Source organism: Pseudomonas sp. GW822-FHT04C11 (assembly GCF_058800905.1).
Genome location: NZ_JBXAMS010000004.1, coordinates 324,992 through 351,177 on the forward strand (window position 1 = coordinate 324,992; position 26,186 = coordinate 351,177).

Annotated in this window: 20 protein-coding genes; 6 read left to right on the top strand and 14 right to left on the bottom strand. The window is 60.6% G+C overall.

The annotated features are described in order from the left end of the window. Positions 1-43: 43 nt before the first annotated feature. The 12 genes from AC1RJ3_RS09275 to AC1RJ3_RS09330 form a co-directional block, all read right to left on the bottom strand. The gene (locus AC1RJ3_RS09275; RefSeq protein WP_054596742.1) at positions 44-1,066 is read right to left on the bottom strand and encodes an ABC transporter permease; all 1,023 of its coding nucleotides are present in this window, start codon (positions 1,064-1,066) and stop codon (positions 44-46) included. A 176-nt stretch (positions 1,067-1,242) separates the two neighbouring features. Beyond that, entirely contained in the window at positions 1,243-2,808 is a 1,566-nt protein-coding gene (locus AC1RJ3_RS09280) for a sugar ABC transporter ATP-binding protein (protein WP_054598296.1), read from the bottom strand. A 70-nt stretch (positions 2,809-2,878) separates the two neighbouring features. Further along, positions 2,879-3,805 (bottom strand): sugar ABC transporter substrate-binding protein, encoded by a 927-nt coding sequence (locus tag AC1RJ3_RS09285; protein WP_347929628.1) that lies wholly within the window; start codon positions 3,803-3,805, stop codon positions 2,879-2,881. 354 nt (positions 3,806-4,159) lie between these two features. Continuing rightward, the gene (locus AC1RJ3_RS09290; protein ID WP_493078547.1) at positions 4,160-5,212 is read right to left on the bottom strand and encodes a Gfo/Idh/MocA family protein; all 1,053 of its coding nucleotides are present in this window, start codon (positions 5,210-5,212) and stop codon (positions 4,160-4,162) included. Between the two features lie 212 nt (positions 5,213-5,424). After that, complete coding sequence (locus AC1RJ3_RS09295) at positions 5,425-6,285, bottom strand: sugar phosphate isomerase/epimerase family protein (protein ID WP_347929626.1); 861 nt, start codon at positions 6,283-6,285, stop codon at positions 5,425-5,427. Between the two features lie 116 nt (positions 6,286-6,401). After that, positions 6,402-7,412, bottom strand: a complete 1,011-nt coding sequence (iolG, locus tag AC1RJ3_RS09300) for a bifunctional inositol 2-dehydrogenase/D-chiro-inositol 1-dehydrogenase (protein ID WP_493078550.1) — start codon at positions 7,410-7,412, stop codon at positions 6,402-6,404. Positions 7,413-7,446: 34 nt separating this feature from the next. Then, positions 7,447-9,378: a 3D-(3,5/4)-trihydroxycyclohexane-1,2-dione acylhydrolase (decyclizing) gene (gene iolD, locus AC1RJ3_RS09305; RefSeq protein WP_347929625.1), complete on the bottom strand. Its 1,932-nt coding sequence runs from the start codon at positions 9,376-9,378 to the stop codon at positions 7,447-7,449. 133 nt (positions 9,379-9,511) lie between these two features. Next, on the bottom strand, positions 9,512-10,333 hold the full coding sequence (locus tag AC1RJ3_RS09310) for a TIM barrel protein (RefSeq protein ID WP_493078552.1): 822 nt from the start codon (positions 10,331-10,333) through the stop codon (positions 9,512-9,514). A 27-nt stretch (positions 10,334-10,360) separates the two neighbouring features. Beyond that, positions 10,361-11,863 carry a CoA-acylating methylmalonate-semialdehyde dehydrogenase gene (locus AC1RJ3_RS09315; RefSeq protein WP_347929623.1) on the bottom strand — a complete coding sequence of 501 codons (1,503 nt, stop codon included), beginning with the start codon at positions 11,861-11,863 and terminating at the stop codon, positions 10,361-10,363. 30 nt (positions 11,864-11,893) lie between these two features. Next, complete coding sequence (iolB, locus tag AC1RJ3_RS09320; protein WP_103315180.1) at positions 11,894-12,703, bottom strand: 5-deoxy-glucuronate isomerase; 810 nt, start codon at positions 12,701-12,703, stop codon at positions 11,894-11,896. Next, positions 12,700-13,593, bottom strand: coding sequence for a myo-inosose-2 dehydratase (iolE, locus tag AC1RJ3_RS09325; RefSeq protein WP_103315179.1), 894 nt, complete (start codon positions 13,591-13,593; stop codon positions 12,700-12,702). The genes iolB and iolE overlap by 4 nt, the downstream gene beginning before the upstream one ends. Positions 13,594-13,805: 212 nt before the next feature. Beyond that, entirely contained in the window at positions 13,806-15,743 is a 1,938-nt protein-coding gene (locus AC1RJ3_RS09330; RefSeq protein WP_493078555.1) for a bifunctional 5-dehydro-2-deoxygluconokinase/5-dehydro-2-deoxyphosphogluconate aldolase, read from the bottom strand. 312 nt (positions 15,744-16,055) lie between these two features. On the opposite strand from AC1RJ3_RS09330, the gene AC1RJ3_RS09335 reads away from it, so the two are divergent. After that, on the top strand, positions 16,056-16,976 hold the full coding sequence (locus tag AC1RJ3_RS09335) for a MurR/RpiR family transcriptional regulator (RefSeq protein WP_054596731.1): 921 nt from the start codon (positions 16,056-16,058) through the stop codon (positions 16,974-16,976). On the opposite strand, the gene AC1RJ3_RS09340 is transcribed toward AC1RJ3_RS09335, so the two are convergent. Further along, positions 16,949-17,845, bottom strand: coding sequence for a patatin-like phospholipase family protein (locus AC1RJ3_RS09340; RefSeq protein ID WP_493078557.1), 897 nt, complete (start codon positions 17,843-17,845; stop codon positions 16,949-16,951). The genes AC1RJ3_RS09335 and AC1RJ3_RS09340 overlap by 28 nt on opposite strands. 132 nt (positions 17,846-17,977) lie before the next feature. On the opposite strand from AC1RJ3_RS09340, the gene AC1RJ3_RS09345 reads away from it, so the two are divergent. Next, the gene (locus AC1RJ3_RS09345) at positions 17,978-18,589 is read left to right on the top strand and encodes a glutathione S-transferase (RefSeq protein WP_493078559.1); all 612 of its coding nucleotides are present in this window, start codon (positions 17,978-17,980) and stop codon (positions 18,587-18,589) included. A 173-nt stretch (positions 18,590-18,762) separates the two neighbouring features. Here the strand turns inward: AC1RJ3_RS09345 and AC1RJ3_RS09350 are convergent, their stop codons facing one another. Then, positions 18,763-19,836 (bottom strand): diguanylate cyclase, encoded by a 1,074-nt coding sequence (locus AC1RJ3_RS09350; RefSeq protein ID WP_054596728.1) that lies wholly within the window; start codon positions 19,834-19,836, stop codon positions 18,763-18,765. Positions 19,837-20,198: 362 nt separating this feature from the next. On the opposite strand from AC1RJ3_RS09350, the gene glcD reads away from it, so the two are divergent. The 4 genes from glcD (at position 20,199) to hglS (ending at position 25,485) form a co-directional block, all read left to right on the top strand. Continuing rightward, positions 20,199-21,698 carry a glycolate oxidase subunit GlcD gene (gene glcD, locus AC1RJ3_RS09355; protein WP_493078561.1) on the top strand — a complete coding sequence of 500 codons (1,500 nt, stop codon included), beginning with the start codon at positions 20,199-20,201 and terminating at the stop codon, positions 21,696-21,698. Further along, complete coding sequence (gene glcE, locus AC1RJ3_RS09360; RefSeq protein WP_493078563.1) at positions 21,698-22,756, top strand: glycolate oxidase subunit GlcE; 1,059 nt, start codon at positions 21,698-21,700, stop codon at positions 22,754-22,756. Before glcD ends, glcE begins: the two co-directional genes overlap by 1 nt. Before the next feature lie 3 nt (positions 22,757-22,759). Beyond that, positions 22,760-23,977, top strand: a complete 1,218-nt coding sequence (gene glcF, locus AC1RJ3_RS09365) for a glycolate oxidase subunit GlcF (protein WP_493078565.1) — start codon at positions 22,760-22,762, stop codon at positions 23,975-23,977. 110 nt (positions 23,978-24,087) lie between these two features. Continuing rightward, a complete protein-coding gene (hglS, locus tag AC1RJ3_RS09370; protein ID WP_493078567.1) occupies positions 24,088-25,485 on the top strand; it encodes a 2-oxoadipate dioxygenase/decarboxylase HglS in 1,398 nt (465 codons plus the stop codon). Positions 25,486-26,186: the final 701 nt, after the last annotated feature.

Below are 26,186 nucleotides of genomic sequence, written 5' to 3' on the forward strand. Positions count from 1 at the left end.
GCGAGCAAGCTTTGCTCCTACGGGGGGAGATTCAGGGGGACTTTCAGCGCTTGAGTTTGCGCTTGTTGCGGTATTGGTCGATGACCACCGCGATCACGATGATCAGGCCTTTGATGATGTCCTGGATGTAGGCGTCGACGCCGACGAAGGTGAAGCCGCTGGCCATCACCCCGAGGATCAGCGCGCCGATCACCGTGCCGGTAATGCGCCCCACGCCACCCGCCAGGCTGGTACCGCCGATCACCGCTGCGGCAATCGCGTCCAGTTCATACGACATGCCCATCCCGGCCTGCCCGGTTGCGGCACGGGCCGACGCCACCACGCCCGCCAGCCCCGCCAGCAACCCGGCGATGCTGTAGACGATCACCAGATGGCGTTTGACGTTGATGCCGGAGGTGCGCGCCGCCTGCATGTTGCCGCCGATGGCGTAGGTGTATTTACCGTACTTGGTGTAGCGCAAGGCGATGTGGAAGATCACCGCCACCACCAGAAAGATGATCACCGGCATCGCGCCGTGGCCGATGGCCGTGTAGGAATCCGAGAGCATGCTCACCGGCTGGCCTTCGGTGTAGTAACGCGCCAGGCCGCGGGCCGAGACCATCATGCCCAAGGTGGCAATGAACGGTGGAATCCCGGTGACGGCAATGATGCTGCCGTTGATTGCCCCCGCCAACAGCCCGACCCCGAGCCCGGCAATCACCGGAATCCACACCGGCAGGTCGGTCAGCGACGGGAACACCGCCCGGGCGAAATCCGAGGTCTGCGCCAGGCTGGCGGCGATCATCGCCGATAAGGCCAGCACCGAACCCGATGACAGGTCGATACCGGTGGTGATGATCACCTGGGTCACGCCAATCGCCAGCAAGCCGATAATCGACACTTGCAGGATCATCAGGACCAACCGCTGGGAGTTCATCAAAAAGCTCTGGTCGCGCACGATCCAGCCGAACATTTCAAAGACCAAACCAATGCCGATCAGCACCAGAAAGATACTCAGCTCGGTCGGTAAGCGCCGACGACTCTTGGCCGGTGCCATTGCAGGCTTGTTTTCCAGTATCGCGTTCATAACCACTCACCCTTCAAATGAAATCCGGCATCGAATACAGACCTGTGGCGAGGGAGCTTGCTCCCGTTCGAGTGCGTAGCGCTCGCCAGATCTACGGTAGATCCGAGACATTGGGGCCGCTCCGCAGCCCAGCGGGAGCAAGCTCCCTCGCCACAGATACGGCGTTCACCCTTGACTCAATGGCGTACAGACATGCCCGAGGCCAGTTGCATGACCCGCTCCTGGGTCGCCTCGCTGCGGTCGAGCGTGCCCATCAGGTCGCCCTCGTGCATGACCATCACCCGGTCGCTCATGCCGAGCACCTCCGGCAGCTCCGACGAAATCATGATCACCGCCATGCCTTCGCTGGCGAGATAGGAGATCAGTCGGTAAATCTCGGCTTTGGCGCCGACATCGATGCCGCGGGTCGGTTCGTCGAGAATCAGGATGCGCGGGTTGGTCATCAGCCAACGGGCGAGCAAGGCTTTTTGCTGGTTGCCGCCGGACAAGGTATCGATGCACTGTTCCAGCGACGGGGTTTTCACCCGCAGCTTCTTGCACATGTCTTCGCACAGGGCGCGCAAGGCTTTCTGCTGGATAAAGCCGTTGCCGGCGTAATGCGGCAGCACCGCCATTTCCATGTTTTCCAGGACCGACAGGCACGGGAACAGGCCACTGAGCTTGCGATCCTCGGTCAGCAACGCAAAGCCCTTCTCGATGGCCATGTGCGGATCGCTGATACGTACCGGCTGGCCATCGAGACAAATTTCACCGCCGTCGCTGGGGGTGATGCCGAAAATCGCTTCGGCGACGTTGGTCCGGCCCGAGCCCATCAGCCCGGCGATGCCGAGGATCTCGCCAGCATGCAGGTCGAAGGACACGCCCTTGAAGACACCGTCCAGACGCAGGTCACGCACCGACATCAACAGATCGCCAATCGGTTTCTCGCGCACCGGGAACAACTGGCTCAGTTCACGCCCGACCATCATCGAGATCAGGCTGTCGCCGTCCATGCTGTCGGCCCGTTGCAGGCCAATGTAAGCGCCGTCACGGAACACCGCGACTTCGTCGGCGATGCTGAAAACCTCGTTCATCTTGTGGGTGATATAGATGATGCCCTTACCCTGGGCCTTGAGGTCGGCAATGATCGAGAACAGGTGGGCGACCTCCTTGTCGGTAATCGCCGAGGTCGGTTCGTCCATGATCAGGATGTCCGAGTCGTAGGACACTGCTTTGGCGATTTCGACCATCTGCCGCTCGGCGATGCTCAAGTTGCCGACCTGTTCTTCCGGGTCGAGGTTGATCCGCAGTCGCTCCAGCAATTGCGCCGTGCAGCGGTGCATTTCCCGGTGGTCGATCATGTGGAAACCGTTGAGCTGCTCGCGACCGATCCAGATGTTCTCGGCGATGCTCATGTGCGGCATCAGGTTGAGTTCCTGGTGGATCATCGCGATCCCGGCCTGCAAGGCTGCCAGCGGTGTATCGAAGGTCACCGGTTTACCGCGTAGACGCAGCTCACCGGCATCCGGCTGATAGATGCCGGCGATGATTTTCATCAGGGTAGATTTGCCGGCGCCGTTCTCACCCATCAAGGCCAGCACCGAACCCGGACGCACCCGCAGCTGGACATCGGACAACGCCACCACACCGGGGAAACCCTTGCTGACGTTGATGATCTCCAGCAGGTACGGCTCATCGACAGGTATGGCGTTTGGCTGGACACCCACCAACGGGATGCTCGAAGCAGTCGCTGAAGCGAACATGATCAGGTACTCCATCAGCAAGGTTGGCAATGCCACCTTGCGTGCTTATTGTTGTTTTTGAACGGACTGACTATTTGAACTGGTCAACGTTTTCCGGGGTGATCAGGCGATACGGCACCCACACGGCTTGCTCGACCGGCTCGTTCTTGGCCATCTTCACGGCGGCGTCGATGGAGTCGACAGCCTGGCCATTGGCGTCCTGGAACACCGAGACCGCCAGATCACCTTTCTTCACGGCGCGCAGGCCGTCGGGAGTACCGTCGACACCGGCGATCAACACACTACCCTTTTCCACGCCGGCCTGTTTCAAGGCCATGGCCGCGCCGATGGCCATCTCATCGTTATTGGAGACGATGGCGTCGAATTTGCGGCCCTGGGTCAGCCAGTCGTTGACCAGTGTCATGCCTTTATCGCGTGACCAGGTACCGGTCTGCTCTTGGTCGATCTTGATGCCCGGGTATTTGGCCAGCACCTCTTTGACGCCTTTGGTGCGGTTGGTGGTGGAGTTGTTGGCGAGGTCGCCGAGCAGGATCACGATGTCACCCTTGCCTTTCATTTTTTCGGCGAGGTACTGCATCTGCATCTGGCCGGCTTCCAGATCATTGGAGGCCACGGTAATCACACCTTTGGGCAGTTTCAGGTCATCCGGACGACGGTTGACGTAGACCAGAGGAATTCCGGCCTTGACCGCCGCTTCGGTGATTTTTCTGGTCGCGGCGGTATCCACCGGATTCACCACGATGGCGTCGACTTTCTGGCTGATGAAACTTTCGACCTGGCTCAGTTGCTTGACCACGTCGCTGCGGGCGTCTTCGAACTGCAGTTTGACGCCATCGGGCATGGACTTGGCTTGCTTGTCCATGGATTCGCGCAAGTAGGTCAACCAGGTGTCATCGAACTGGGACATGCTGACGCCAATCCTCAGGTCAGCGAGTGCAGCACCGCTGGCAAGCATCAGGGACAGGGTAAGTGAGGCGAAACGGATCTTGGTCTTCATGAAAAGTCTTTCTCCACATTCTTGTAGGTTTTATGGATAAGGCGCGGGACGAATTCAGTGAGTGGGCAAGCGAACGATCGGTGCGCCGGGAATGCAGCACACCAAGGCGCCCTTGCGTTGAACGCAAAGGCAACCGGAAAGGGAAAAGGTTTGAACACGAGGCAGGAACGCGTTACGTAAAACGTGCAGAGCAGAGCTGAAGGTTTTCATCGACGGCACCTATCGTTGTTTCTTGTTTTTGTTTCGCCCTCCCCGCACTCAAGGCTGGCTTGAGGTCGATCGGGACGTTGATAGTCGGCAACCTGGAAATGACTTTATTGGAATTTAATTTCCATATCAACTCATTTTAGAATTTTATTCTAATTTTATTCCATGACCGCATGCAGGCTTCATTTCAATCGCCTGATGGCGTTCGAAACTCAGCCGTGCGGCGTCTAGAACGCGGGTGGTCGCCAGTGCATCACGGGCCTCGACCGGCAATGGGCCAGCGCCTTGCAACGCGGTTTGCAGCTGTAAATAGAACTGATTCCAGCAACCACGCTCAGACGGAACCCGCTCGCGCTCTTCACCGTGCTCGAACCAGCCCCAGCGTCGATGCTCTTCAACGCCCCAGCGATCACCTTCGGACGTTGGCGTCAGCCCGGCCAGCGCCAGGGCCTCTTGTCCGTCCAGACCGTCGACGCTGTAGCAACCCGCCGTGCCGTTGACCCGAAAACGTGGCCCAGGATTGTTTTGCAGGCAACTGCCGCTCAAGTGCGAGGTCACGCCATTGGCATGGGTCAGCGAAAGGAAAAAGCCGTTGTCGAATAACTGCTCCTGATTGAGGTAGTCCAGTTCGGCGTAGACCCGTGTTACCGGTCCGAACAGTTGCAACGCCTGATCCACCAGATGACTGCCCAGATCGCGCAGGAACCCACCGCCGCTGCCCTTGCCCACTGACTGCGGCGAATAGCGTTCTACGCTGGACTCAAAGCGCGTGACCTGGCCCAGCGCACCGGATTCGATGAGTTTGCGTACCGTGAGAAAGTCCGAATCCCAGCGCCGGTTCTGATAGACGCTGAGTGGGACCTTGCGCTGCTCGGCAGCGGTTACGAGCGCTTCGGCCTGCTGTGCATCGGCAGCGAAGGGTTTGTCGCAGACCACCGCTACCCCGTACTCAATCGCTTCGAGCACCAGCGCCGCCCGCCCTTCCAGCGTGGTGGAAATCACCAGCACATCGACCCCGACTTCCACCAACTGGCCAATGTTGTCGAAGGCCGGGACGCCGGGGTATTCAGCCGCCAATAGCTGACGACGCTCGGGGGAACGCGTCACCACGCCGACAAAAGTCGCCGCTGGCAAGCTACTGATCAACGGCGCATGAAAAAACCGGCCACCGTGGCCGTAACCGACAAGTCCGATTCGCATGAAGCTTTCCTTTTGGCGCTGAACAAAACGGGGAATAAGATCAGACATCAATCCTGTGGCGAGGGAGCTTGCTCCCGCTGGACTGCGCAGCAGTCCTGAAACCTGCAACCGGTTCCTCCAGGTAGAGCCCATTGGCAGGTTTTACGTTCGCTACGCGACCGAGCGGGAGCAAGCTCCCTCGCCACAATGTCTGGAGGCGTTCCCGAAAATGCTTATCGACACAACTCGCGGGTCACGCGCTCGAGCATCATCCGGTTGGATTCGTCCGGGCGATCTTCCCAGGCGAACACCGAGACCGTGGCAATGCCGTCGAACTTGATCTCGCGCAGGGTGCTGAAGAACGCGTCCCAGTCGACTTCGCCCTGACCGATGTCCAGATGCTGGTGCACCGTGGCCGTAACGCCCGGCGGGTTGACGATGTAGCGCAGCCCCGAGGAGGCCTTGTGGTTGTAAGTGTCGGCGATGATCAAGTGGCTGAGTTTGGAGCCCGCGTACTTGAGCATCGAGGCGATGTCGCCTTTGCCGTCGTCGTAGAAGAAGGTGTGCGGCGCTGCGTAGAGGTAGTTGATCCAGTCGCGATCGAGGCCGCGAATGATGTCGACCGACTCGTTATTGCGTTCGCAGAAATCATACGGGTGCGCCTGGATATCGAGCTTGATGCCTTCGCGTTCAAACTCGGGCATCAGCTCGTCCATGGAACGCATGAACTGGTTCTCGCAGACCAGCGGGTTGTCCGACTGACCGGTGAACTCGGTGTTGACCAGCTCACAGTCCATCTCGACAGCAATCTGGATTGCGCGCTTCCAGTTACGCACCGCCGCCACCCGCAAGCCTTCATCGGCGGCGGCCCAGTGGTACATCGGGAGCAAGGACGAGAGCTTCACCCCGGTGTCGCTCAGGGCTTTGCGAAACTCCTTGATCCGCGCCTTGTCGACACGCGGGGCCTTGTAGAACGGCAGGAAATCTTCCCGGGGTGAAAGCTCGATGTGCTCGTAACCAAGCTCGGCGACCTTGTCGACCATCTTGCCCAGGGACAGAGTGCGGTACATGTAGGGGTCTAGTGCGATGCGCATTTTTTTGTTCTCCTCTCGTTCCCACGCTCTGCGTGGGAATGCATCCCGTGACGCCCCGCGTCACATTCTGGAGCGGACGCGGAGCGTCCATGGCGGCAACGATCAGGTTGCGGTGGTTAGCCGTAGAAACGGGGGCGGTCTGGCAGTGCGACGTTGACGATCACCCCGCTCTGCTGTGCTTCGATGCAGGCATCCGCCGCCACCGCTGCGGCAAAACCGTCCCAGGCCGACGGCCCACCGACCTGCCCGGCGCGCACGCCGTCGATGAACGCCTGCAACTCAACGTCGTAAGCAGCGATGAAGCGGTCTTTCCAGTCCATCAAAATCGCGTTGGACAACTTGGCCCCGCTGCGCATCTGCACCTGCGACGGCTCTGGCAGCTTGGCGATGCCGGTCTCGCCAACCACTTCGCACTGAATGTCATAACCGTACTGGCAGTTAACGAAGACTTCGACGTCGATGCGCGTGCCCTTGGCGGTTTCCAGCAGGACGATTTGCGGGTCTTTCAGATGGGCGTGGGCCTTGCTGGTCTTGCGCGGAAACACCACTTGTACCGACACGTAATCGTCATCGAGCAACCAGCGCAGCACATCCAGTTCATGGATCAACGTGTCGGTGATCGCCATGTCGGTCTTGTAGTTTTCGCCCACGGTCGGGTTGCGGTGAGCGCAATGCAGCATCAGCGGCTCGCCGATCTGGCCACTGTCGATCACCGCTTTGAGTGCTCGATAGCCCTCGTCGTACGGGCGCATGAAACCGACCTGCACCAGACGTTTGCCGTGGGCCACTTCGGCCTCGACGATCTTGCGGCAGCCCTCGGCGGTGACCGCCAGCGGCTTCTCGCAGAACACCGGTTTACCCGCCGCAATCGCCGCCAGCACGAACTCTTCGTGGCTCGGTCCCCAGGAGGTGACCAGAATCGCTTCGACGTCCGGCGCCTTGATCAGCGCGTGGCCGTCCGGGTACACCTCGGCGGTCAGCTTCAGGTCGGCAACCACTTTGGCGGCCTGCTGCAGATTAATGTCGGTAACCGCCACCACCTGGCTGTTGAGCAGGGTCTGGCTGCAACGACGGATGTGATCCTGACCGATGGCGCCGGTGCCGATGACGCCTAGCTTTAAAGACATGCGAAGACTCCTTCCTGTTGAGATGGCAGAGCAATCAGTACTGACGGGCCTTGGCCAGTCGTTCATTAAGGGTTTTGGCTACCGCATCGGTACGTGCGCTGGTGGAGACCTGCGCCACGCCCACCCGCCACCAGGACAGGTATTTGTGGATCATGGTCTTGGGCAGGACCTTGATGTCGATCAGCGTCGACACCGTCTGCAACCGCGCATCGGCCAAGGCCGCTTGCAGTTGTTCGACGGTGTTGACCTTGTAGGTCTTGCAGCCATAAGCCGCCGCGCTCATGGCAAAGTCCACCGGGACGAAGCCGCCATCGAGCTTGCAGGTGGAAGGGTTGCGGAAACGGAACTCGGTGCCGAAGCTGTCCATGCCGTGTTCCATCTGCAAGTTGTTGATGCAGCCGAAGGTCATGTTGTCGAGCAGGATCACGTTGATCTTGCGCCGCTCCTGGATCGAGGTGGCCAGCTCCGAATGCAGCATCATGTACGAGCCGTCGCCCACCAGCGCATAGACTTCGCGCGTCGGTTCGGCGAGTTTCACCCCGAGCGCGGCATTGACCTCGTAGCCCATGCACGAATAACCGTACTCGACGTGATAGGTGTTCACGCCCTTGCTGCGCCAGCTGCGCTGCAAGTCGCCGGGCAGGCTGCCGGCAGCGGCGACGATTACCGCGTCGTCGGCCAGGGTTTGGTTCAACACGCCGAGCACGCGGCTTTGGGTCAGGCAGGAACCGGTCAGCTCGATAAATTCGCGCAGCACCGCCGGGTCCATGTGGTCGTTGATTTCCGGGATGAAGTCCTGGGTCTGGTATTCGACCTGATAGACCCGATCCACCTCTTCATCCAGTTGCGCCTTGGCCTGATGTGGTTGATCACCCCAACTGGAGCGGTAATCGGTCAAGGCTTCGGACAATGCCTGCAAGCCGGACCTGGCGTCGGCCAGCAACTGCACACCATCGAGTTTCAGCGCATCGCAAGGGCTGATGTTCAGGTTGAGAAACTTCACCTCGGGATGCTGGAACAGCCATTTCGACGACGTGGTGAAGTCCGAGTAGCGAGTGCCGATGCCAATGATCAGATCGGCTTCCTTGGCCAGCAGGTTCGCCGCCAGGCAACCGGTCTCGCCAATTCCGCCGACGTTCAGCGGATGACTGGAAACCACCGCGCTTTTACCGGCCTGAGTCTCGGCGAACGGGATGTCGAAACGCTCGGCAAACGCCTGCAACGCGGCATTCGCGCCCGAATATTTGACCCCGCCGCCGCAGATGATCAGCGGTTTGCGCTTGCCTTTGAGCAGCGCTACAGCGTCGCCGAGCATGGCTTCGGTGGCCGGGCGACGGTCGATGCGGTGCACGCGTTTTTGCAGGAAGTAATCGGGGTAATCATAGGCTTCGGCCTGCACGTCTTGCGGCAAGGCCAGCGTCACCGCGCCGGTTTCCGCCGGATCGGTGAGCACGCGCATGGCGTGGATCGCCGCGCTCATCAGTTGTTCGGGACGGTTGATGCGGTCCCAGTATTTGCTCACCGCTTTGAAGGCATCGTTGGTGCTGATGCTCAGGTCGTGGAACTGCTCGATCTGTTGCAGCACCGGGTCCGGTTGGCGACTGGCGTAGACGTCACCCGGCAATAGCAGCAGGGGAATCCGGTTGGCGGTGGCCGTCGCCGCAGCAGTCAACATGTTTGCCGCACCGGGGCCGACCGATGAGCTGCAAGCGTAGATCTTGCGCCGCAGATTCTGTTTGGCAAAACCGATGGCGGCGTGGGCCATGCCCTGTTCATTGCGGCCCTGATGGACGATCAGGTCACCGCTGTCCTGCTCCAGCGCCTGGCCGAGGCCGAGCACATTGCCGTGGCCGAAAATGGTGAAGATCCCGGCGACGAATTTGCTTTGAACCCCATCGACCTCGACGTATTGGTTATCGAGGAATTTCACCAGGGCCTGGGCCATGGTCAGTCGTGTTGTGCTCATGTCCACTCCTTTTATGTGGATGCGACACTGTCTCTGCAGGAGCAAGGCTTGCCCGCGATAAAGGCGCCTCGGTGTTTCTGATACACCGCGTCATCGTTCATCGCGGGCAAGCCTTGCTCCTACAGGGGGCTAGTCAGCTCAGGGATTTCTGCAGGTGATCCATGCTTGCGCCGATTGCCTGGCGGATATCCGTCAGCCCGTGCACGCTGTCGGCAAACGGCTCGAACGACAGGTAGCCGCTGTAGCCGGTGCTGAGTAAGGTATCGATCTGCGCTGCGTTGCCGAGGATGTCGCCCTCGCCCACCAGCACCCGATGCCCATCGCGGATAGACGTCAGCGGCGCTTGCGCGTCCTCGACGCCCGAGATGTGCACCAGCCCGGTCAGCTCAGGAAAGAACTCGTGTTCACTAGCCAGATGATGGTGAAAGGTGTCATGCACCAGACGGAACACATCCAGCCCGCCAATGGACTTGATCGCATCCACTGCGGTGCGTTTGCGCCGCAGTGAACACTCTTCGAAACCCAGCGGTTCGATGAAACCGAGAATCCCGTATTCGCGCAGGATTGGCGCCAGTTCGCTCAACGCAGTACGCAAGCCAGCGCTGCGTTCAGCTTCATTGCGCGGGTCGGCGCGATCATTCAGCGGGCACATCACCAACCCTTGCGCGCCGCAATCGCGGGCATAGGCGGCGAGTTTCAGGGCGTGTGCGCGGCGCTCGTCGTTCCACACATCGAACGGGTACAGCGCGTTGATCGACAGCACGCTGATCCCGTTGGCCCGGCACAACTGGCGCACACGCTCGGGCGGCGTACCGTCTTCGATTTCGATGCCCTTGAGGTCGTTGCGGATCTCGATGGCGTCGGCTTTCAGGGCTACCGCCAGCTCAATGAATTCCGGCAGCGACAAACGTGGGGCAACCATACGGTTCAGGGCGAAACGCAGGGGCTGGCTCATTATTCTTGTTCTCCGCACTCAAGGTGTTTATTTGGCAGTGGGCATGCTGAACTCAGGGCCTTTGGCGATGCTGTCCGGCCAGCGCTGCATGACGCTTTTGTAGCGGCTGTAGAAACGAATGCCTTCTTCACCGTAGGCATGGTGATCACCGAACAACGAACGCTTCCAGCCACCAAACGAGTGCCAGGCCATGGGCACCGGAATCGGTACGTTGATGCCGACCATGCCGACCTTGATGGTGCGGGCAAACGCCCGGGCAATCCCGCCATCGCTGGTGAAGCACGACACGCCGTTGCCAAACTCATGGGCGTTGATCAGCGCCACGGCGCTGGCGAAATCTGGCACCCGAACGATGCCCAGTACCGGACCGAAGATTTCCTGCTGGTAGATGCTCATCTCGGTCGTGACCTTGTCGAACAGCGTTGCACCGACAAAGAAACCATTCTCCGCACCCGGCACCTTGAAGCCGCGGCCATCGACAATCAGCTGGGCGCCCTGGGCCACGCCTTGATCGATGAAGCCTTCGACCTTGGCCTTGTGCTCGGCGGTAACCAGCGGCCCCATGTCGCTGTCGCCCTGCATACCGTTGCCGACCTTCAACTGATCGATGCGCGGCAGCAATTTGGCAATCAGTTTGTCGCCAACGTCGCCTACCGCCACGGCAATCGAGATCGCCATGCAGCGTTCGCCGGCCGAGCCGAATGCAGCGCCAATCAACGCATCGGCGGCCTGATCCAGATCGGCGTCGGGCATCACGATCATGTGGTTCTTCGCCCCGCCCAGCGCTTGCACGCGTTTGCCACGGGCCGTGGCTTGCTGGTGGATGTACTCGGCAATCGGCGTCGAACCGACAAACGAAATGGCTTCGATATCCGGGTGCTGCAGCAACGCATCGACGGCGCTCTTGTCGCCCTGCACCACGTTGAACACACCGTCCGGCAAACCGGCTTCAGTGAGCAGGCGCGCCATCAGCAAACTGGCCGACGGATCACGCTCCGAAGGTTTGAGGATGAAACAATTGCCGGTGACCAGCGCCAGCGGAATCATCCACAGCGGCACCATCACGGGGAAGTTGAATGGCGTGACCCCGGCACAAACGCCCAACGGTTGACGCAGATTCCAGTTGTCGATGCCACCACCGATGTTGTCGCTGAATTCGGTTTTCAGCAGGTTCGGCGCACCGCAGGCGTACTCGACGATCTCGATACCACGAGTGACTTCACCCTTGGCGTCGGAAAAAACTTTGCCGTGTTCGCGGCTGATGATTTCTGCCAGCTCATTGTGATGACGGTCGAGCAGTTCCTTGAACTTGAACATCACCCGCGAGCGGCGCAGCGACGATTGCTCGGACCAGGCCGGAAACGCCCGCAGCGCCGAAGCCACGGCTTCATCGACGGTCTGCTGGCTGGCCAGCCCGACCCGCGCCTGAATCGCGCCAGTGGCCGGATTGAAGACATTGCTGAAGCGCTCACTGCCAGTGTCCTGCACCTGGCCGTTGAGGTAGTGGCCGATAACCTTGGCATCACTCATTGTTTTTGTTCTCCAGTGCGTCTTCAGAATTCAGAGGTCCAGCAGCCAGCTGTGCTGCGGATCGTTGTGGAACTGCCAGACCCGTTTCGGGCCGGCCATGACATTCAGGTAATACGACTCGTAGCCGTAAGGCACGCTGACCGGGTGATAGCCCTTGGGCACCACCACCAGATCGCTGTTTTCCACGGCCATGGCCTGATCGATAGAACGGTCATCGGTGTAGACCCGCTGAAAAACGAAGCCTTGCGGCGGGTTGACCTGGTGGTAATAGGTCTCTTCGAGAAAGCTTTGGTGTGGCAGGTTGTCGGTGTCGTGCTTGTGCGGCGGGTAGCTCGACGAATGCCCGGACGGCGTACGCACTTCCACCACCAGCAGTGAATGCGCAGGCTCGGTGTCGGGCAGGATGTCGCAGACGTAACGGGTATTGGCGCCCTTGCCGCGCACGCTGCGCTTCATGCTGTCGGGGGTTATCAGCCGTGGACCGATGCCTGCCGACGCCGAACCGGGAGCAGCGCACACGGCAATCTGTACATCGCTGAGTGCGACTATCTGCGCCTGACTGCCAGGTGGCAGGTAAACGGCGAACGGTGATTTATCTTCGAACACCGATTGGCGGTCGCCGATGTTGTCCCAGTTGAACGCGCCCTGCCCTGGAGCCTCACCGCTGACATCAACCCGACCGCTGAGCAGCACCAGGCACAGTTCTTTATCGCCCGCGCTGACCGGCAAGGTTTCGCCGAGGCTCAGGCGGTAGGCGCTGAAACCAACGTATTCCAGCGCTCCGGCGGGTAACTCGACCAAGGTCCGGCCCTTGGCGCTGCTCTTGACCAGCAGGCTCATTGTCCGATCCTCTGATCGAGCAAGGCGCGCAAGGTCTCGTAACCTTTCTTGGCATAGACATAGCTCGGCGCGACGGCCGGATCCTGCTCGGCCTCGACCACCAGCCAGCCGTGATAATCGGCGGCCAGCAATACGTCGAGCAGCGCGGCAAAGTCGATATCACCGTCGCCCGGCACGGTGAACGTGCCGTTGATGATGCAGTCCGGGAAGCTCCAGAGATTGTTGCGCGCCAGTTGCACCACCGGTTTGCGTACGTCCTTGAAATGCACGTGGCAGATGCGCCCGATGTGCTTGCGCAGCACCTCGAGCGGTTCGCCGCCACCCATGTAGCAATGGCCCGAATCGAACAGCAGGCCGACTTCGCTGCCGGTCAGGGACATCAGCTTATCGATGTCTGCCGGCGATTCGACATACGCGCCCATGTGGTGGTGATACGCCAGACGCACGCCTTGGGACAGGGTGAAACGTGCCAGCTCGGTGAGCTTGTCGGCGTATTCCTGCCAGGCCTGCTCGGTGTGAAAACGCGGGCGTTCGACCAGCGGAATCCGTTGGCCCTGAATCGAATCGGCGACTTCGCCGTAGACCAGCACCTTGGCGCCATTTTTCGCCAGCAACTCGACATGGCTGCCAATGGCCTCGATTTCTTCAGCCACCGAACGCCGCGCCAGGCGGCTGGAATACCAGCCCGAGACCAGCGCCAGATCGTAAGGCCGCAGCACATCACCGACCCCTTTGGCGTCCTTGGGGAACTTGCCGTTGAGTTCAAAACCTTCGTAGCCGATGTCCTTGCCTTCGCTCAGGGCAGTGCTCAGCGGCGTTTCCCCACCGAGGGCCGGCAGATCGTCGTTGCTCCAGGAAATCGGGTTGATGCCAATTCGGATAGCGGGCATGGCTGCACCTTTTATTGTTTTCTAAATAAACGCTGAAAGTGTCGACCGAACACTTGTGGCGAGGGAGCTTGCTCCCGCTGGACTGCGAAGCAGGCCCAAACCTGGCAGCACAGTGCAACAGGTAAACCACGTCTACAGGTTTTACGACTGCTTCGCAGCCGAGCGGGAGCAAGCTCCCTCGCCACAACAAGCCCGTCGCCACAAAATCTTCGTCAGCTGCGGGCTGTGCGCCAGGCATTGATCAGTTCGACAAACGTGCCCTGTACTCTCTGGATCAGCGCTTCGTCATCGATCTCACCGGCCAGCCACGCTCGGCTCGGCTCCTGGAAAATCGTCCGGCCGACTGCAAACCCGCGACAGGTTTTGCTCTGGCTCGCTTGTGCAAAGCCTTCGGCCAGCGTTGCGGCCGGTGCATTCAGCCCCAGCAGCACCACGCCTCGGCAATAGGGGTCGCGCTCCTGGATCAGCTCGTCGAGCTGTTTCCACTCCTCGCTGCTTTGCGCCTCGATCTTCCACCAGGCCGGGAAAATGCCCAGGTTGTACAGGCGTTTGATCGCGCGATAGAGCACGTCCGGATGCGCTGACGGGTGATCCTTGGGCGGGATGATTTCCAGCAGCAACTCATGGCCGCTGACCTGCGCTGCCTGATACAACCCCTTGATCTGCGCTTCCTGTTCCAGACGCAGCAGCGGTTCGTCGTCGGGGTGAAATTGCACCAGGCACTTGATGATTTGTTCCTGCGGCCAGGCGATCAGGTTGCTGCCAATCGAACGACCATGTTCGAAGGCCAGTGGCCGTGAACCTTGCACCTCCACCGGACGCGCCACCCACCAGCCGCGACCGGTGGCGGCATTCAGCGAGTCCTGGCCGAAACGCTGGTCAGCCAGCAGACCGACATCCGCCTCGATACCCTGCCGACGCAGATCCGCTTCGACCCGCTCCACGGCTTTGATGAACAACTGCTTGAGCTCGCCGATGCTGCTCAGTTCGCGACCGCCCTTTTGCGCCAGTTCCACCAATTGCCCGCGATGGTCGAAGGCAAAGATGAACAACTGCTTCCAGGTTTTGCGCGGCACGCTGACCTGATGCAGACGTTGCAACACGGCGTCCTGGTCCGGCCGGGTGATCGGCACCGGGCTGTTGAACAGATAATCCAGTTCGGCGCGGGTCGGCATCGCCGGGGCGCAGGCGTGGCGAGAAACCACCAGGCCACCGCAGGCGTTGGCCAACTGGCAGCAGCGCTCATCGCTGGCATCCTCCAGCCAGCCACTGAGGAAGCCCGACATGAACGCATCGCCAGCGCCGAGCACATTGAGCACTTCGACCCGCACACCGGGATAGATCGCGCCGTCTTCGAGACGAACCGGAATCACCCCGTGAATCACCGTGCAGCCTTGCGGCCCGAGCTTGACCACCAGGGTCGCCGCTGTCAGACGACGGACGTTGCGCAGTGCGCTCAACAAATCCTCGCTGCCACCGGCAATCAGGAACTCCTCTTCGGTGCCGACGATCAGGTCGAAACGCGGGAGGATTTTCTGTACGTGCTGGCTGACCTGCTGGTCGGCGACGAAACGGGTTTCGCCATCCGCCTTGCCCGCCAAGCCCCAAAGAACCGGCCGGTAATCAATGTCGAGAACGCGTTTGACGTTGTGCTTTTCAGCGTACTCCAGCGCCTGGATGCTCGCCTTGTAGACGCCGTCGGTAGAGAAATGCGTGCCGGTGATCAGCAAGGCTTTGCTGGAGGCGATAAAGGCTTCGCTGATGTCTTCGGCACGCAGGGCCATGTCGGCACAGTTTTCGCGGTAGAACACCAACGGAAAGGTTTCGCGGTCCTTGAGGCCCAACAAAACCATGGCGGTGAGGCGCTCCGGATCGACCTTGATGCCGCTGACGTCGCAGCCTTCACGGGCCAGGGATTCAACCAGGAAACGCCCCATGTGGTCGTCCCCCACCCGGCTGAGCATGGCCGACTTCAGCCCCAACCGGGCCGTGCCGAAGGCGATGTTGGCGGACGAACCTCCGAGGTATTTGGCGAAGCTTGCGACATCCTCCAGCCGTGCACCGACTTGCTGTGCATAGAGATCGACGCCAAGGCGCCCGAGGCAAATCAGATCCAATTGACGCCCACTGGCAAAACGAGTCTGGCCCATGCTGGCTCCTGTTATTTTTATCAGCCTGCGTTCGGGGCGACGGTGGCGCCGAACACTCTTGGTGGATGCAGACTAAAACGTGTGGCGCCCACAAATCAATATTTATTCCAATAAATTTTTACGTGGAATATTTTTTCCAATAAACTTTTACAGAACCGCTCCAGACACTGTGCATCGTTTCAGCACGTGTCCGGCTGACCCACGGCTCAAGATTTTATTCACGCCTACCCTGTAGACTGCGCACAGCCAACCTATTGTCATGGGCAACGCTTCACCGAGCGGCCCAATAAGAACAAGCCAGAAGGATTATCTATGTCCCGCACCGATCAGCCGGCTACCGCCGAGACCACGCCGCAAAGCGACCTCGCCAGCCCCCCGATCAATGCCGAACGCTTGCTGCAGCTGATCACCAACGAATACGAAAGCCTGCCGCGGCAGCTCAAACGCATCGCCAGCTACATGAGCCAGCAGAGCGACCGGATCATGGTCGACCGCATCAGCGACATCGCGCGCGAATGCGAAGTACACCCTTCGGCCATCGTGCGTTTCTCCCAGCGCTTTGGTTTCAGCGGTTTCAGCGAAATGCAGGCGTTGTTCCGCGAGGCGTACACCCACAAGACCACGCCGGTGCAGAACTACCAGCAGCGCATTCGCAGCATGATCGCCAACAAATCGCAGAAGGCCAGCGGCGGCGACCTGGCGCGCGAGTGCATCAACGCCACGCTGTCAGGCATCGAACGCCTGGGCCTGGAGCTGGATGACCAGTCCTTCGAGAAAGCCGTGGACCTGGTGGTGAATGCCGACAACATCTACGTGGTCGGGGTGCGCCGCTCGTTCGCGGTGGCCGATTACCTGGTGTACAACCTGCAACACACCAACAAGCGTATTCACCTGGTCTCGGGACTGGGCGGCAGCTACCGCGAGCAAATGCGCAGCGTGCGGGCCAATGACCTGGTGATCGCCATCAGCTTCACGCCCTACGGCAAGGAAACCCAGCATTGCCTGCGCATCGCCCAGCACCATCAGGCGAAAACCCTGATCATCACCGACAGCAACCTGTCACCACTGGCCAAACGGGCGAACACAGTGCTGCTGGTCAATGAAGGTTCTTCGTTTGCGTTCCGCTCCTTGAGTGCAACCTTGTGCCTGTGCCAGGCGCTGTTCATCGCCGTGGCCTATCGCCTGGAGCTGAAGATGGATGAGATTCACGAGCAGGTCGGGTTCGAGGACTGACCCTCAGCGCCATGATGGGTGTGGGCCTGCAATGAGCCCGGCACCCCGGCGCGATTCAGCCCGCCGCTTTCGATCCAGGCCTGGGTCGACTGATAAGCGCGCTGCAGCAGTTGATCGGTCTGGGTGAAATCGAACACCGAGATCCCCAGCGGACACAGCGGCGCGACCACGTGGATCGCCGCTCGCGGTGAATACAGTTCAATGTCGCGCACCAGCTGGCGCATGCTCATCAGGTTCAAGGTGTGCAGCGCCAACGCCACCAGCCCTGAGGGCGGACTGGGGCAGTCACAACCGAATCCGGTCGGCACCACGACAACCCGCGTCGCGCCCAGGTACACCGCACTGGCGATCGGCGTATTGCTGGCCACGCCACCGTCGATCAACAGCTTGCCGCCGATCTGCACACACGGAAACACCAATGGAATCGCCGCGCTGGCCAGCAACGCCTGCTCGGCACTGCCGCTGGACAGCAGTTCTTCGGCGCCGGTAAGCAAATTGGTGGTGACGATGTGCAGCGGCAACTCGGTGTCTTCGATCTGCTTGAAGGGCAACGCCCGCCGCACCAGATGTTCCAGCGCCGCAGACTGCAACAGAAAGCCCCTGCGCCGAAAAATCGCCGACAGGCTATCGAGTAGCGAAAACGGAAACACATCGGCCTTGCGCAAACCACGCCAGAAGTCCGCCAGCTCGGCCACCCCTTGAGCGTTCGGGCGCGCAGCGAAGTACGCACCGTTGATGGCGCCGACCGAGGCACCGATCACCATATCGAACGACACGCCCGCTTCGACCAGCGCCTGCAACATGCCGACCTGAACCGCACCGAGGCTGCCGCCACCGGCAAGGACGAGCGCAGTTTTTTCGGCTGGCATGACAGACCTCCAGAAACATCCGGGTACCTAGACTCTCAAGCATAGCGGCTGAGCCCGAGTGCACTGGCGAAGGTCATGGGTTTACCGCTAAATTGGCGGCGCACTGTCTATGCATTATCAAAGGAGCTGTACATGAAGCTGATCGGAATGCTCGATTCACCTTATGTAAGACGCGTCGCCATTAGCCTGAAATCGCTGGACATCCCATTCGAGCACGCCTCGGTGTCGGTGTTCCGGCACTTTGCGCGGTTCCAGCAGATCAACCCGGTGGTCAAGGCCCCGACGCTGGTGCTGGACAACGGCGAAGTGCTGATGGATTCGACCTTGATCATCGACTACCTGGAAGCCTTGAGCGGACCGGACAAGAGCCTGATGCCCGCGCAACTGGACCAGCGCGTGCGTGCATTGCGGCTGATCGGCCTGGCCCTGGCGGCTTGCGAGAAGTCGGTGCAGATCTATTACGAGCGCACTTTGCGACCTGCCGAGAAACAGCATGAACCGTGGCTGGAACGCGTCGGCGGGCAGTTGCTGGCGGCGTATTCGGCGCTGGAACAGGAACTGGTCAAGCAGCCACTGAAGACCGACGGTTCCCTCGACCAGGCGGGCATCACCCTCGCCGTGGCCTGGAGCTTCACCAATCTGGTGGTGCCGGATCAGGTCAGTGACGCGCAATTCCCGAAAATCCGCGCGTTCACCGCCTACGCCGAACAGCTGCCGGCGTTCGTCAGTACGCCGATTACCTGAAGACCTCCACCTGACGTGTAGGCGCCTGGCTCGCCAATAATGGCATCCGTGAGACCGCCATCGCGGGCAAGCCTTGCTCCTACACAATCTGCATCAATCATCAATATCCGCCGCCCCCGAACCGTAGGAGCAAGGCTTGCCCGCGAAGACGACATCTGCAACACCGCTAAACCTCAAACCAACCCCATCGCCACCCGCTGCACCAGCCCATCGGCATGACAAATCACCCGGTTACGCCCGGTAGTCTTGGCCGCATACAGCGCCTCATCGGCATCGTTGAGCCATTGCAGGGCTTCAGTGTGCATCGGGTCGAACGCAGCCAGGCCGATGCTCAGGCTGACTTTCAACGCCGGATTCTGCTCGTAACCCACCCCCGAAAACCGATCGCGCAAGGCGTCCATCGCCTGGGCGGCGTGGGCCAGTGGCACGTCGGGCAGGATCACGCAAAACTCGTCGCCGCCATAACGCCCGGCCACATCGCTGGCGCGCAGGTTTTGCTTGAGGATTTTGCTCAACTGACGCAACACGATATCGCCAGCCACATGGCCGTAGGTGTCGTTGATGGTTTTGAAGTGGTCAATGTCGATCAAGGCAATCGCACCGCCCCGCTGCTGGCGCTGACAACGCTGGAACTCGACTTCCAGAGCATCTTTCCAGGCGCCGTGGTTCAACAGCCCGGTGAGGCTGTCGGTGCGACTCAGGGCCAACAGTTCGCGTTTGTGCTTGCCCAGCGTGTGGGCCTGACGAAAGCAGATCCAGCCCAACACCAAGGGGTAAAACGTCAGCAACGGCAAACAGGCATACAACTGAACAGGGCTGGTTTGCGCGATGATCACCGGAAAGAAGATCAGCAGCCCGACACCCATGCCCAGCAACTGAGCCACCGTGCCGACAAGCAGAAAACGCAGGCCTCCAATGGCGACGTTGTTCATCGCCATCATTGACAACGTGGCAGTGCTGGGCAAGGGATTGAACTGGATGGCAGCGACCCAGAATCCGCCCATGAACGCGTCGATCAGAATATTGCGGTGTTCGGCGTGATAAGGCATAGGCGAGCGGCGCGCCCATTGATAGGCCAGGTGCGGCCAGATAAGGCCGTTGAACAGCATCAGCGCCAGCAGCCAATGCGGCGGTTTGAGTGGAATGATCGCCGCGCCCACGCAGAGCAGGCCCAGGACCATTCCCAGGATTCGCGATGTGTAAAGCCTCCGTGCCAGTGAAAGTCCCTTTCCTCCGTTATGGTGCATAAGGGGACAAAGCTCCTCTTCACTACTGACCTGAAACTACGAGTAACTCAGACAGGGATGTCTGGAAGTCTATCAGGGCGCAATCAAATAGCCATCACCGCTTGGCGGCCCGAAATAGCCCTGTCGGCAGGCCCACTGTCGAAATTTTGACTATAAATGACAAAGAACCCGGGCTTGAACACACCTCTGTAGCAGCTGCCGAAGGCTGCGTTCGGCTCGGTCCGCGCTCGGGCGTAGCAGTCGTAAACAGGAGTGACTTGGTATGCCTGACACAATCGAGTCCACCATTTTGCGACTGCTACGTCTGAACGCAGCCCGAGCCGAACGCAGCCTTCGGCAGCTGCTACGAGGCTTGTCATCTGATGAACATTCTCTACGACGAACGCATTGACGGTGCCCTGCCTCCGGTCGACAAGGATGCCTTGCTCAACGCCTTGCGCGAGCAGCTGCCGGAGCTGGACATTCTCTACCGCGAAGAAGAGCTCAAACCCTACGAGTGCGACGGGCTCTCGGCCTATCGAACCACGCCAATGCTGGTGCTACTGCCGCGTTATTTCGAGCAGGTTCAGGCCGTGCTCAAACTCTGCCATGCCCATCGGGTGCCCGTGGTGGCGCGTGGTGCCGGCACCGGGTTGTCCGGAGGTGCGCTGCCGTTGGAAAAAGGCGTGCTGCTGGTGATGGCGCGCTTCAACCAGATCCTCCACATCGACCCCGCCGCCCGCACCGCACGGGTTCAGCCGGGAGTGCGCAACCTGGCGATTTCCCAGGCCGTCGCACCGCTTGGCCTGTATTACGCGCCGGACCCGTCCTCGCAAATCGCCTGCTCGATTGGCGGCAATGTCGCGGAAAACGCCGGTGGCGTGCACTGCCTGAAATACGGCCTGACCGTCCACAATGTGCTGAAACTGGAAGTACTGACGATCGAAGGCGAACACCTGACCTTGGGCTCGGACGCGCTGGACTCCGCAGGGTTCGACCTGTTGGCGCTGTTCAACGGTTCCGAGGGATTGCTGGGCATCATCACTGAAGTCACGGTCAAACTGCTGCCCAAACCACAGGCGGCCAAGGTGCTACTGGCGAGTTTCGACTCCGTGGAAAAAGCCGGAGGCGCCGTGGCCGAGATCATCGCCGCCGGGATCATCCCCGCAGGTCTGGAGATGATGGACAACCTGGCCTTGCGCGCCGCCGAAGACTTCGTTCACGCCGGTTACCCGGTGGACGCCGAGGCGATCCTGCTGTGTGAACTCGATGGCGTCGAAGCCGATGTACGCGATGATTGCCTGCGTGTTCGCGCGGTGCTGGAACGGGCCGGTGCCAGTGAAGTGCGCCAGGCCCGCGACGAGGCGGAACGGGTTAAATTCTGGGCCGGACGCAAAGCGGCGTTCCCGGCGATCGGGCGCTTGTCGCCGGACTACTACTGCATGGACGGCACCATCCCGCGATGCGAGTTGCCTCGGGTGCTCAAGGGGATTGCCGAACTCGCCAGTGAATACGGCTTGCGAGTTGCCAACGTGTTTCACGCCGGTGACGGCAACATGCACCCGCTGATCCTGTTCGACGCCAACCAGCCCGGCGAGCTGGAACGCACCGAAGCCCTCGGCGGGAAAATTCTCGAACTCTGCGTCAAGGTTGGCGGCAGCATCACCGGCGAGCACGGTGTCGGCCGCGAGAAAATCAATCAGATGTGCGCGCAGTTCAACAGCGACGAGCTGACGGTGTTTCACGCAATCAAAATCGCGTTCGACGCCAAAGGCCTGCTCAATCCCGGCAAGAACATTCCCACCCTGCACCGCTGCGCCGAGTTCGGTGCCATGCACGTCCACGGCGGGCAACTGCCGTTCCCCGACCTGGAGCGTTTCTGATGCGCACCGAACAGGACCGGGACGCCAGCGCCGAGTTACTGGAACAGATCAACCAGGCCCGGGAGAACGCCACGCCGCTGCGCATTCAAGGCGCCAGCAGCAAGGCCTTCCTCGGTCGTGAGGTGGCTGGCGAGGTGCTCGACACCCGCGTCCATCGCGGCATCGTCAGCTATGACCCGACCGAACTGGTGATCACCGCTCGCTGCGGCACTCCGCTGAGGGAGTTGTTGGCGGCGCTGGATGCGGCCGGGCAAATGCTCCCTTGTGAACCGCCCTCCTTCGGTGAAGGCGCCACGGTCGGCGGCATGATCGCGTGCGGATTGTCAGGCCCGCGTCGCCCGTGGGCCGGTTCGGTGCGTGACTTTGTGCTCGGCACCCGGCTGATCACCGGCAACGGTAAACAGCTGCGCTTTGGCGGTAAGGTGATGAAAAACGTCGCCGGTTATGACCTGTCGCGGTTGTTGACCGGCAGCTTCGGTTGCCTCGGCGTGATCACCGAAGTCTCGCTCAAGGTCCTGCCCAAACCGCGCCAGTGCCTGAGCATCAGCCTGGAGCTCGACAGCGCCCACGCCTTGAGCAAACTCGCCGAGTGGGGCCAGCAACCGCTGCCCATCAGCGCGGCGTGCCATGACGGCCGGCAATTGCACCTGCGGCTGGAGGGCGGCGAAGGTTCGGTCAGCGCCGCTCGTCAGCGACTGGGTGGCGAGGTGCTGGACGCTCAATACTGGGAAGCGCTGAATGAACAACAGCTGGCATTTTTCGATGAAGGGCTGCCGTTGTGGCGTCTGTCATTGCCGAACAACATCGGCCCGCTGACACTGCCCGGCGAACAGCTGATCGACTGGGCCGGCGCGCAACGCTGGTTGAAATCCGAGGCGCCGGGCATCCAGTCGCTGGCCGCGGACCTGGGCGGCCATGCCACCTGTTATAGCCACGGCGTCAGCGACACGCCGTTCCAGCCGTTGGCGCCAGCGCTGTTGCGCTATCACCAACAGCTCAAGGCCCAACTCGACCCTCAGGGGTTGTTCAACCCTGGCCGGATGTACGCGGAGTTCTGAAGCATGCAGACCACCCTCAGCGATCAGGCCAAACGCCTGCCCCGCGCGGCAGAAGCCGAAAGCATTCTGCGCACCTGCGTGCACTGCGGGTTCTGCAACGCCACGTGTCCGACCTATCAGTTGCTCGGCGATGAACTGGACGGCCCACGAGGGCGGATCTACCTGATCAAGCAAGTGCTCGAAGGTAACCCCGCCACTGCCCAGACCCAATTGCACCTGGACCGCTGCCTGTCGTGCCGCGCCTGCGAAACCACCTGCCCTTCCGGGGTTGATTATCACAACCTGCTGGACATCGGCCGCGCCGTGGTCGATCAGGCGGTGCCGCGCTCGGCGGCCCAGCGCGTGTTGCGCCAGGGCTTGCGGGCGACGGCGCCGAACCCCGGACTGTTCAAAGCCTTGTTGCAGATCGGTGCAACCTTCCGGCCACTGATGCCGCGTGACCTCGAAGCCAAACTGCCACGCGACGTGCCGCCAGCGGGAAATTGGCCAACCACGGTGCATGCGCGAAAAGTGCTGATGCTCGAAGGCTGTGTGCAACCGGGTTTGTCACCGAACACCAATGCCGCCGCGGCGCGGGTGCTCGATCGACTGGGGATAAGCGTCAGCAGCGTTCACCAGGCCGGATGCTGCGGAGCGCTGGACTATCACCTCGACGCTCAGGAACAGGGACTCAATCGCGCCCGCCAGAACATCGACGCCTGGTGGCCCGCGCTGGAAAGCGGCGCCGAAGCCATCGTGCAAACCGCCAGCGGCTGCGGTGCGTTCATCAAGGATTACGGGCATTTGCTCAAGACCGATCCGGCCTACGCGGCTAAAGCCAAACGGATCAGCGAGATGAGCAAAGACCTGGTGGAGATCCTGCGCAACGAACCCTTGGAGCGAGTGTGCGCAGCCACCGAACGACGAATTGCCTTCCACTGCCCGTGCACCTTGCAGCACGCGCTAAAACTCGGCGGTGCAGTCGAAGAACTACTGACCCGCCTCGGCTTCAACCTCACCAGCGTGCCTGACAGTCACTTGTGCTGTGGCTCGGCCGGGACGTACTCATTGACCCAACCGGTGCTCGCCCGGCAACTGCGCGACAACAGGCTCAACGCTCTGGAAAGCGGCCGGCCGGAGCTGATCGTCACCGCCAACATCGGTTGCCAGAGCCACCTCGCCAGCGCCGGACGGACACCAGTCCGGCACTGGATCGAGCTGGTGGATCAGATATTGCGTTGATCGCAGCAGTCATTTGCAGAATGAAGTTCAGAAGAAACTTCGTTTGTCAGCGTCGCCTGTGCCGAACAGAATCGGCCTACTCCACTGTCACTGCGCCGGGATTCGTGTTTATGAGCAACCACAACGTCGTCAGCCCAGACCTGATCCGCCAACGCTTCTCGCGAGCGATGTCAGACATGTACCGCGAAGAAGTGCCGCTGTACGGCGCCTTGATGGAACTGGTGGCGCAGACCAACGCCCAGGTGCTCGACAGCGATCCGGCGATTGCCCGACAGTTACGCAGCACAGGCGAAATCGAGCGCCTGGACCTGGAACGCCACGGGGCGATCCGCGTCGGCACCGCGCAAGAGCTGGCGACCCTCTGCCGCTTGTTCGCGGTGATGGGCATGCAGCCGGTCGGCTATTACGACCTGACGCCGGCCGGAGTGCCGGTGCACTCCACGGCGTTCCGCGCCGTGCATGAAGCGTCGTTGCAAGTCAGCCCGTTCCGGGTGTTTACCTCGCTGCTGCGCCTGGAACTGATCGAAAATCCCGAGCTGCGCGCGTTTGCCGAATCGGTGCTGGCCAAGCGTTCGATCTTCACCGCGCAGGCGTTGAAGCTGATCGAGCAGGCCGAACAACACGGCGGACTCAACGAGCAGCAAGCCGAGGACTTCGTCGAACAGGCCCTGGAAACCTTCCGCTGGCACCACCACGCCACCGTCACCGCCGCGCAATACCAGCAACTCAGCGCCCAGCATCGGTTGATTGCCGACGTCGTCGCCTTCAAAGGCCCGCACATCAACCACCTGACACCGCGCACGCTGGACATCGACATCGTGCAGGCAAAAATGCCCGAATACGGCATCACCCCCAAAGCGGTGATCGAAGGCCCACCACGCCGCCAGTGTCCGATCCTGCTGCGCCAGACCAGTTTCAAAGCGCTGGACGAACCGATTGCGTTCACCGATCAGCAACAGGCTCTCGGCAGCCACAGCGCCCGCTTCGGCGAAATCGAACAACGCGGCGCCGCGCTGACGCCTGAAGGCCGCGCACTCTACGACCGCTTGCTCAACGCCGCCCGCGACGCACTCAACGACTTTCCCAACGAAGCCAACGCGGCGCGCTATAACAGCCTGATGGAAGAGCACTTCAAAGCCTTCCCGGACAGCTACAACGAAATGCGCGAACAGGGTCTGGCCTACTTCCGCTACTTCGTCACCGAAAAAGGCCTGGCGGCTGATAGCGATGAACTCGGGTCCGCGTCATTGCGTGGCTTGCTCGACGCCGAGTACATCCGTGCAGTGCCGCTGGTGTATGAAGATTTTCTGCCGGTCAGTGCAGCGGGGATCTTCCAGTCGAACCTGGGTGACGCCGCGCAAACCCACTATGGCGAGCATTCGAATCGGCAGGCGTTTGAACAAGCGCTGGGGCGGTCGACTATTGATGAGCTGGCGTTGTATGCCGATACGCAGCGGAGGTCGATTGAGGAGTGCTGCGCCGCGCTTAATGTGCCGTCGCTGAGCTGAGCGGCTGGCCCCACCGAACCCCGCACGACGGCCCCAAGAGTTGCCGAGGGCAGCAACACCTGCACAGTAAGAAGAGTCGTTGTCACACTAGACGGCATGAAAACCGCTTGTGGTGCCACTTATATTGCCAGCCATCCAAAGGGCGCTGTGATTAGCCAGTTGAGGCGCCCCTTCAAACGTTTACTGAGGAAATACTCCGCACAGTGCATTTCCCTGATAACCATGAACGATAGGCCCTAATACCATAAGAGGGCCACATGCATAAAATGGAGACTCCCAGGATTGTCCAGCGTGAAGCTTGCACACAGGCAACTTTAATGGAATGGGGAGAATGACAGCCCATAGCGTGATACCACACCACTCTCGCGTGGTCAGGTCGCTGTCTGTTTTCTGGTAGGTCAAGGGGATGCGCTCTTTTTCTTTCTCTGGCATTGATACCACTACCCCGACACAGCCAGTGAGATACATGGATATTGCGGTTACGGCCAGTATGTTTTTTATAGAGCGCTTAGGGGGCATCAGTGGCTTCATCCGTAAATCCATCAGTAAATCCATCAGTAAACAAAGACGACAGTCGACAGACCTTGTCGAATCACGTTGAGACCGCTCGCAAGGCCGTCAGGGCACAAATTAATCACTGAGATAGCCGGATCATCAGCAGAAACACGGGCTTCGGACATTTCCTGCATGCTGTAGCGGTT

Excerpts from the sequence above, each read along its gene's own strand:
- AC1RJ3_RS09335 (WP_054596731.1), top strand. The coding sequence starts at position 16,056 with ATGTCCCGCACCGATCAGCCGGCTACCGCCGAGACCACGCCGCAAAGC.
- iolD (WP_347929625.1), bottom strand. The coding sequence starts at position 9,378 with ATGAGCACAACACGACTGACCATGGCCCAGGCCCTGGTGAAATTCCTC.
- AC1RJ3_RS09285 (WP_347929628.1), bottom strand. The coding sequence starts at position 3,805 with ATGAAGACCAAGATCCGTTTCGCCTCACTTACCCTGTCCCTGATGCTT.
- iolG (WP_493078550.1), bottom strand. The coding sequence starts at position 7,412 with ATGTCTTTAAAGCTAGGCGTCATCGGCACCGGCGCCATCGGTCAGGAT.
- iolE (WP_103315179.1), bottom strand. The coding sequence starts at position 13,593 with ATGCCCGCTATCCGAATTGGCATCAACCCGATTTCCTGGAGCAACGAC.
- AC1RJ3_RS09315 (WP_347929623.1), bottom strand. The coding sequence starts at position 11,863 with ATGAGTGATGCCAAGGTTATCGGCCACTACCTCAACGGCCAGGTGCAG.
- glcE (WP_493078563.1), top strand. The coding sequence starts at position 21,698 with ATGCGCACCGAACAGGACCGGGACGCCAGCGCCGAGTTACTGGAACAG.
- AC1RJ3_RS09340 (WP_493078557.1), bottom strand. The coding sequence starts at position 17,845 with ATGCCAGCCGAAAAAACTGCGCTCGTCCTTGCCGGTGGCGGCAGCCTC.
- hglS (WP_493078567.1), top strand. The coding sequence starts at position 24,088 with ATGAGCAACCACAACGTCGTCAGCCCAGACCTGATCCGCCAACGCTTC.
- AC1RJ3_RS09295 (WP_347929626.1), bottom strand. The coding sequence starts at position 6,285 with ATGCGCATCGCACTAGACCCCTACATGTACCGCACTCTGTCCCTGGGC.
- glcD (WP_493078561.1), top strand. The coding sequence starts at position 20,199 with ATGAACATTCTCTACGACGAACGCATTGACGGTGCCCTGCCTCCGGTC.
- iolB (WP_103315180.1), bottom strand. The coding sequence starts at position 12,703 with ATGAGCCTGCTGGTCAAGAGCAGCGCCAAGGGCCGGACCTTGGTCGAG.
- AC1RJ3_RS09275 (WP_054596742.1), bottom strand. The coding sequence starts at position 1,066 with ATGAACGCGATACTGGAAAACAAGCCTGCAATGGCACCGGCCAAGAGT.
- AC1RJ3_RS09330 (WP_493078555.1), bottom strand. The coding sequence starts at position 15,743 with ATGGGCCAGACTCGTTTTGCCAGTGGGCGTCAATTGGATCTGATTTGC.
- AC1RJ3_RS09290 (WP_493078547.1), bottom strand. The coding sequence starts at position 5,212 with ATGCGAATCGGACTTGTCGGTTACGGCCACGGTGGCCGGTTTTTTCAT.
- AC1RJ3_RS09280 (WP_054598296.1), bottom strand. The coding sequence starts at position 2,808 with ATGTTCGCTTCAGCGACTGCTTCGAGCATCCCGTTGGTGGGTGTCCAG.
- AC1RJ3_RS09310 (WP_493078552.1), bottom strand. The coding sequence starts at position 10,333 with ATGAGCCAGCCCCTGCGTTTCGCCCTGAACCGTATGGTTGCCCCACGT.
- AC1RJ3_RS09345 (WP_493078559.1), top strand. The coding sequence starts at position 17,978 with ATGAAGCTGATCGGAATGCTCGATTCACCTTATGTAAGACGCGTCGCC.
- glcF (WP_493078565.1), top strand. The coding sequence starts at position 22,760 with ATGCAGACCACCCTCAGCGATCAGGCCAAACGCCTGCCCCGCGCGGCA.
- AC1RJ3_RS09350 (WP_054596728.1), bottom strand. The coding sequence starts at position 19,836 with ATGCACCATAACGGAGGAAAGGGACTTTCACTGGCACGGAGGCTTTAC.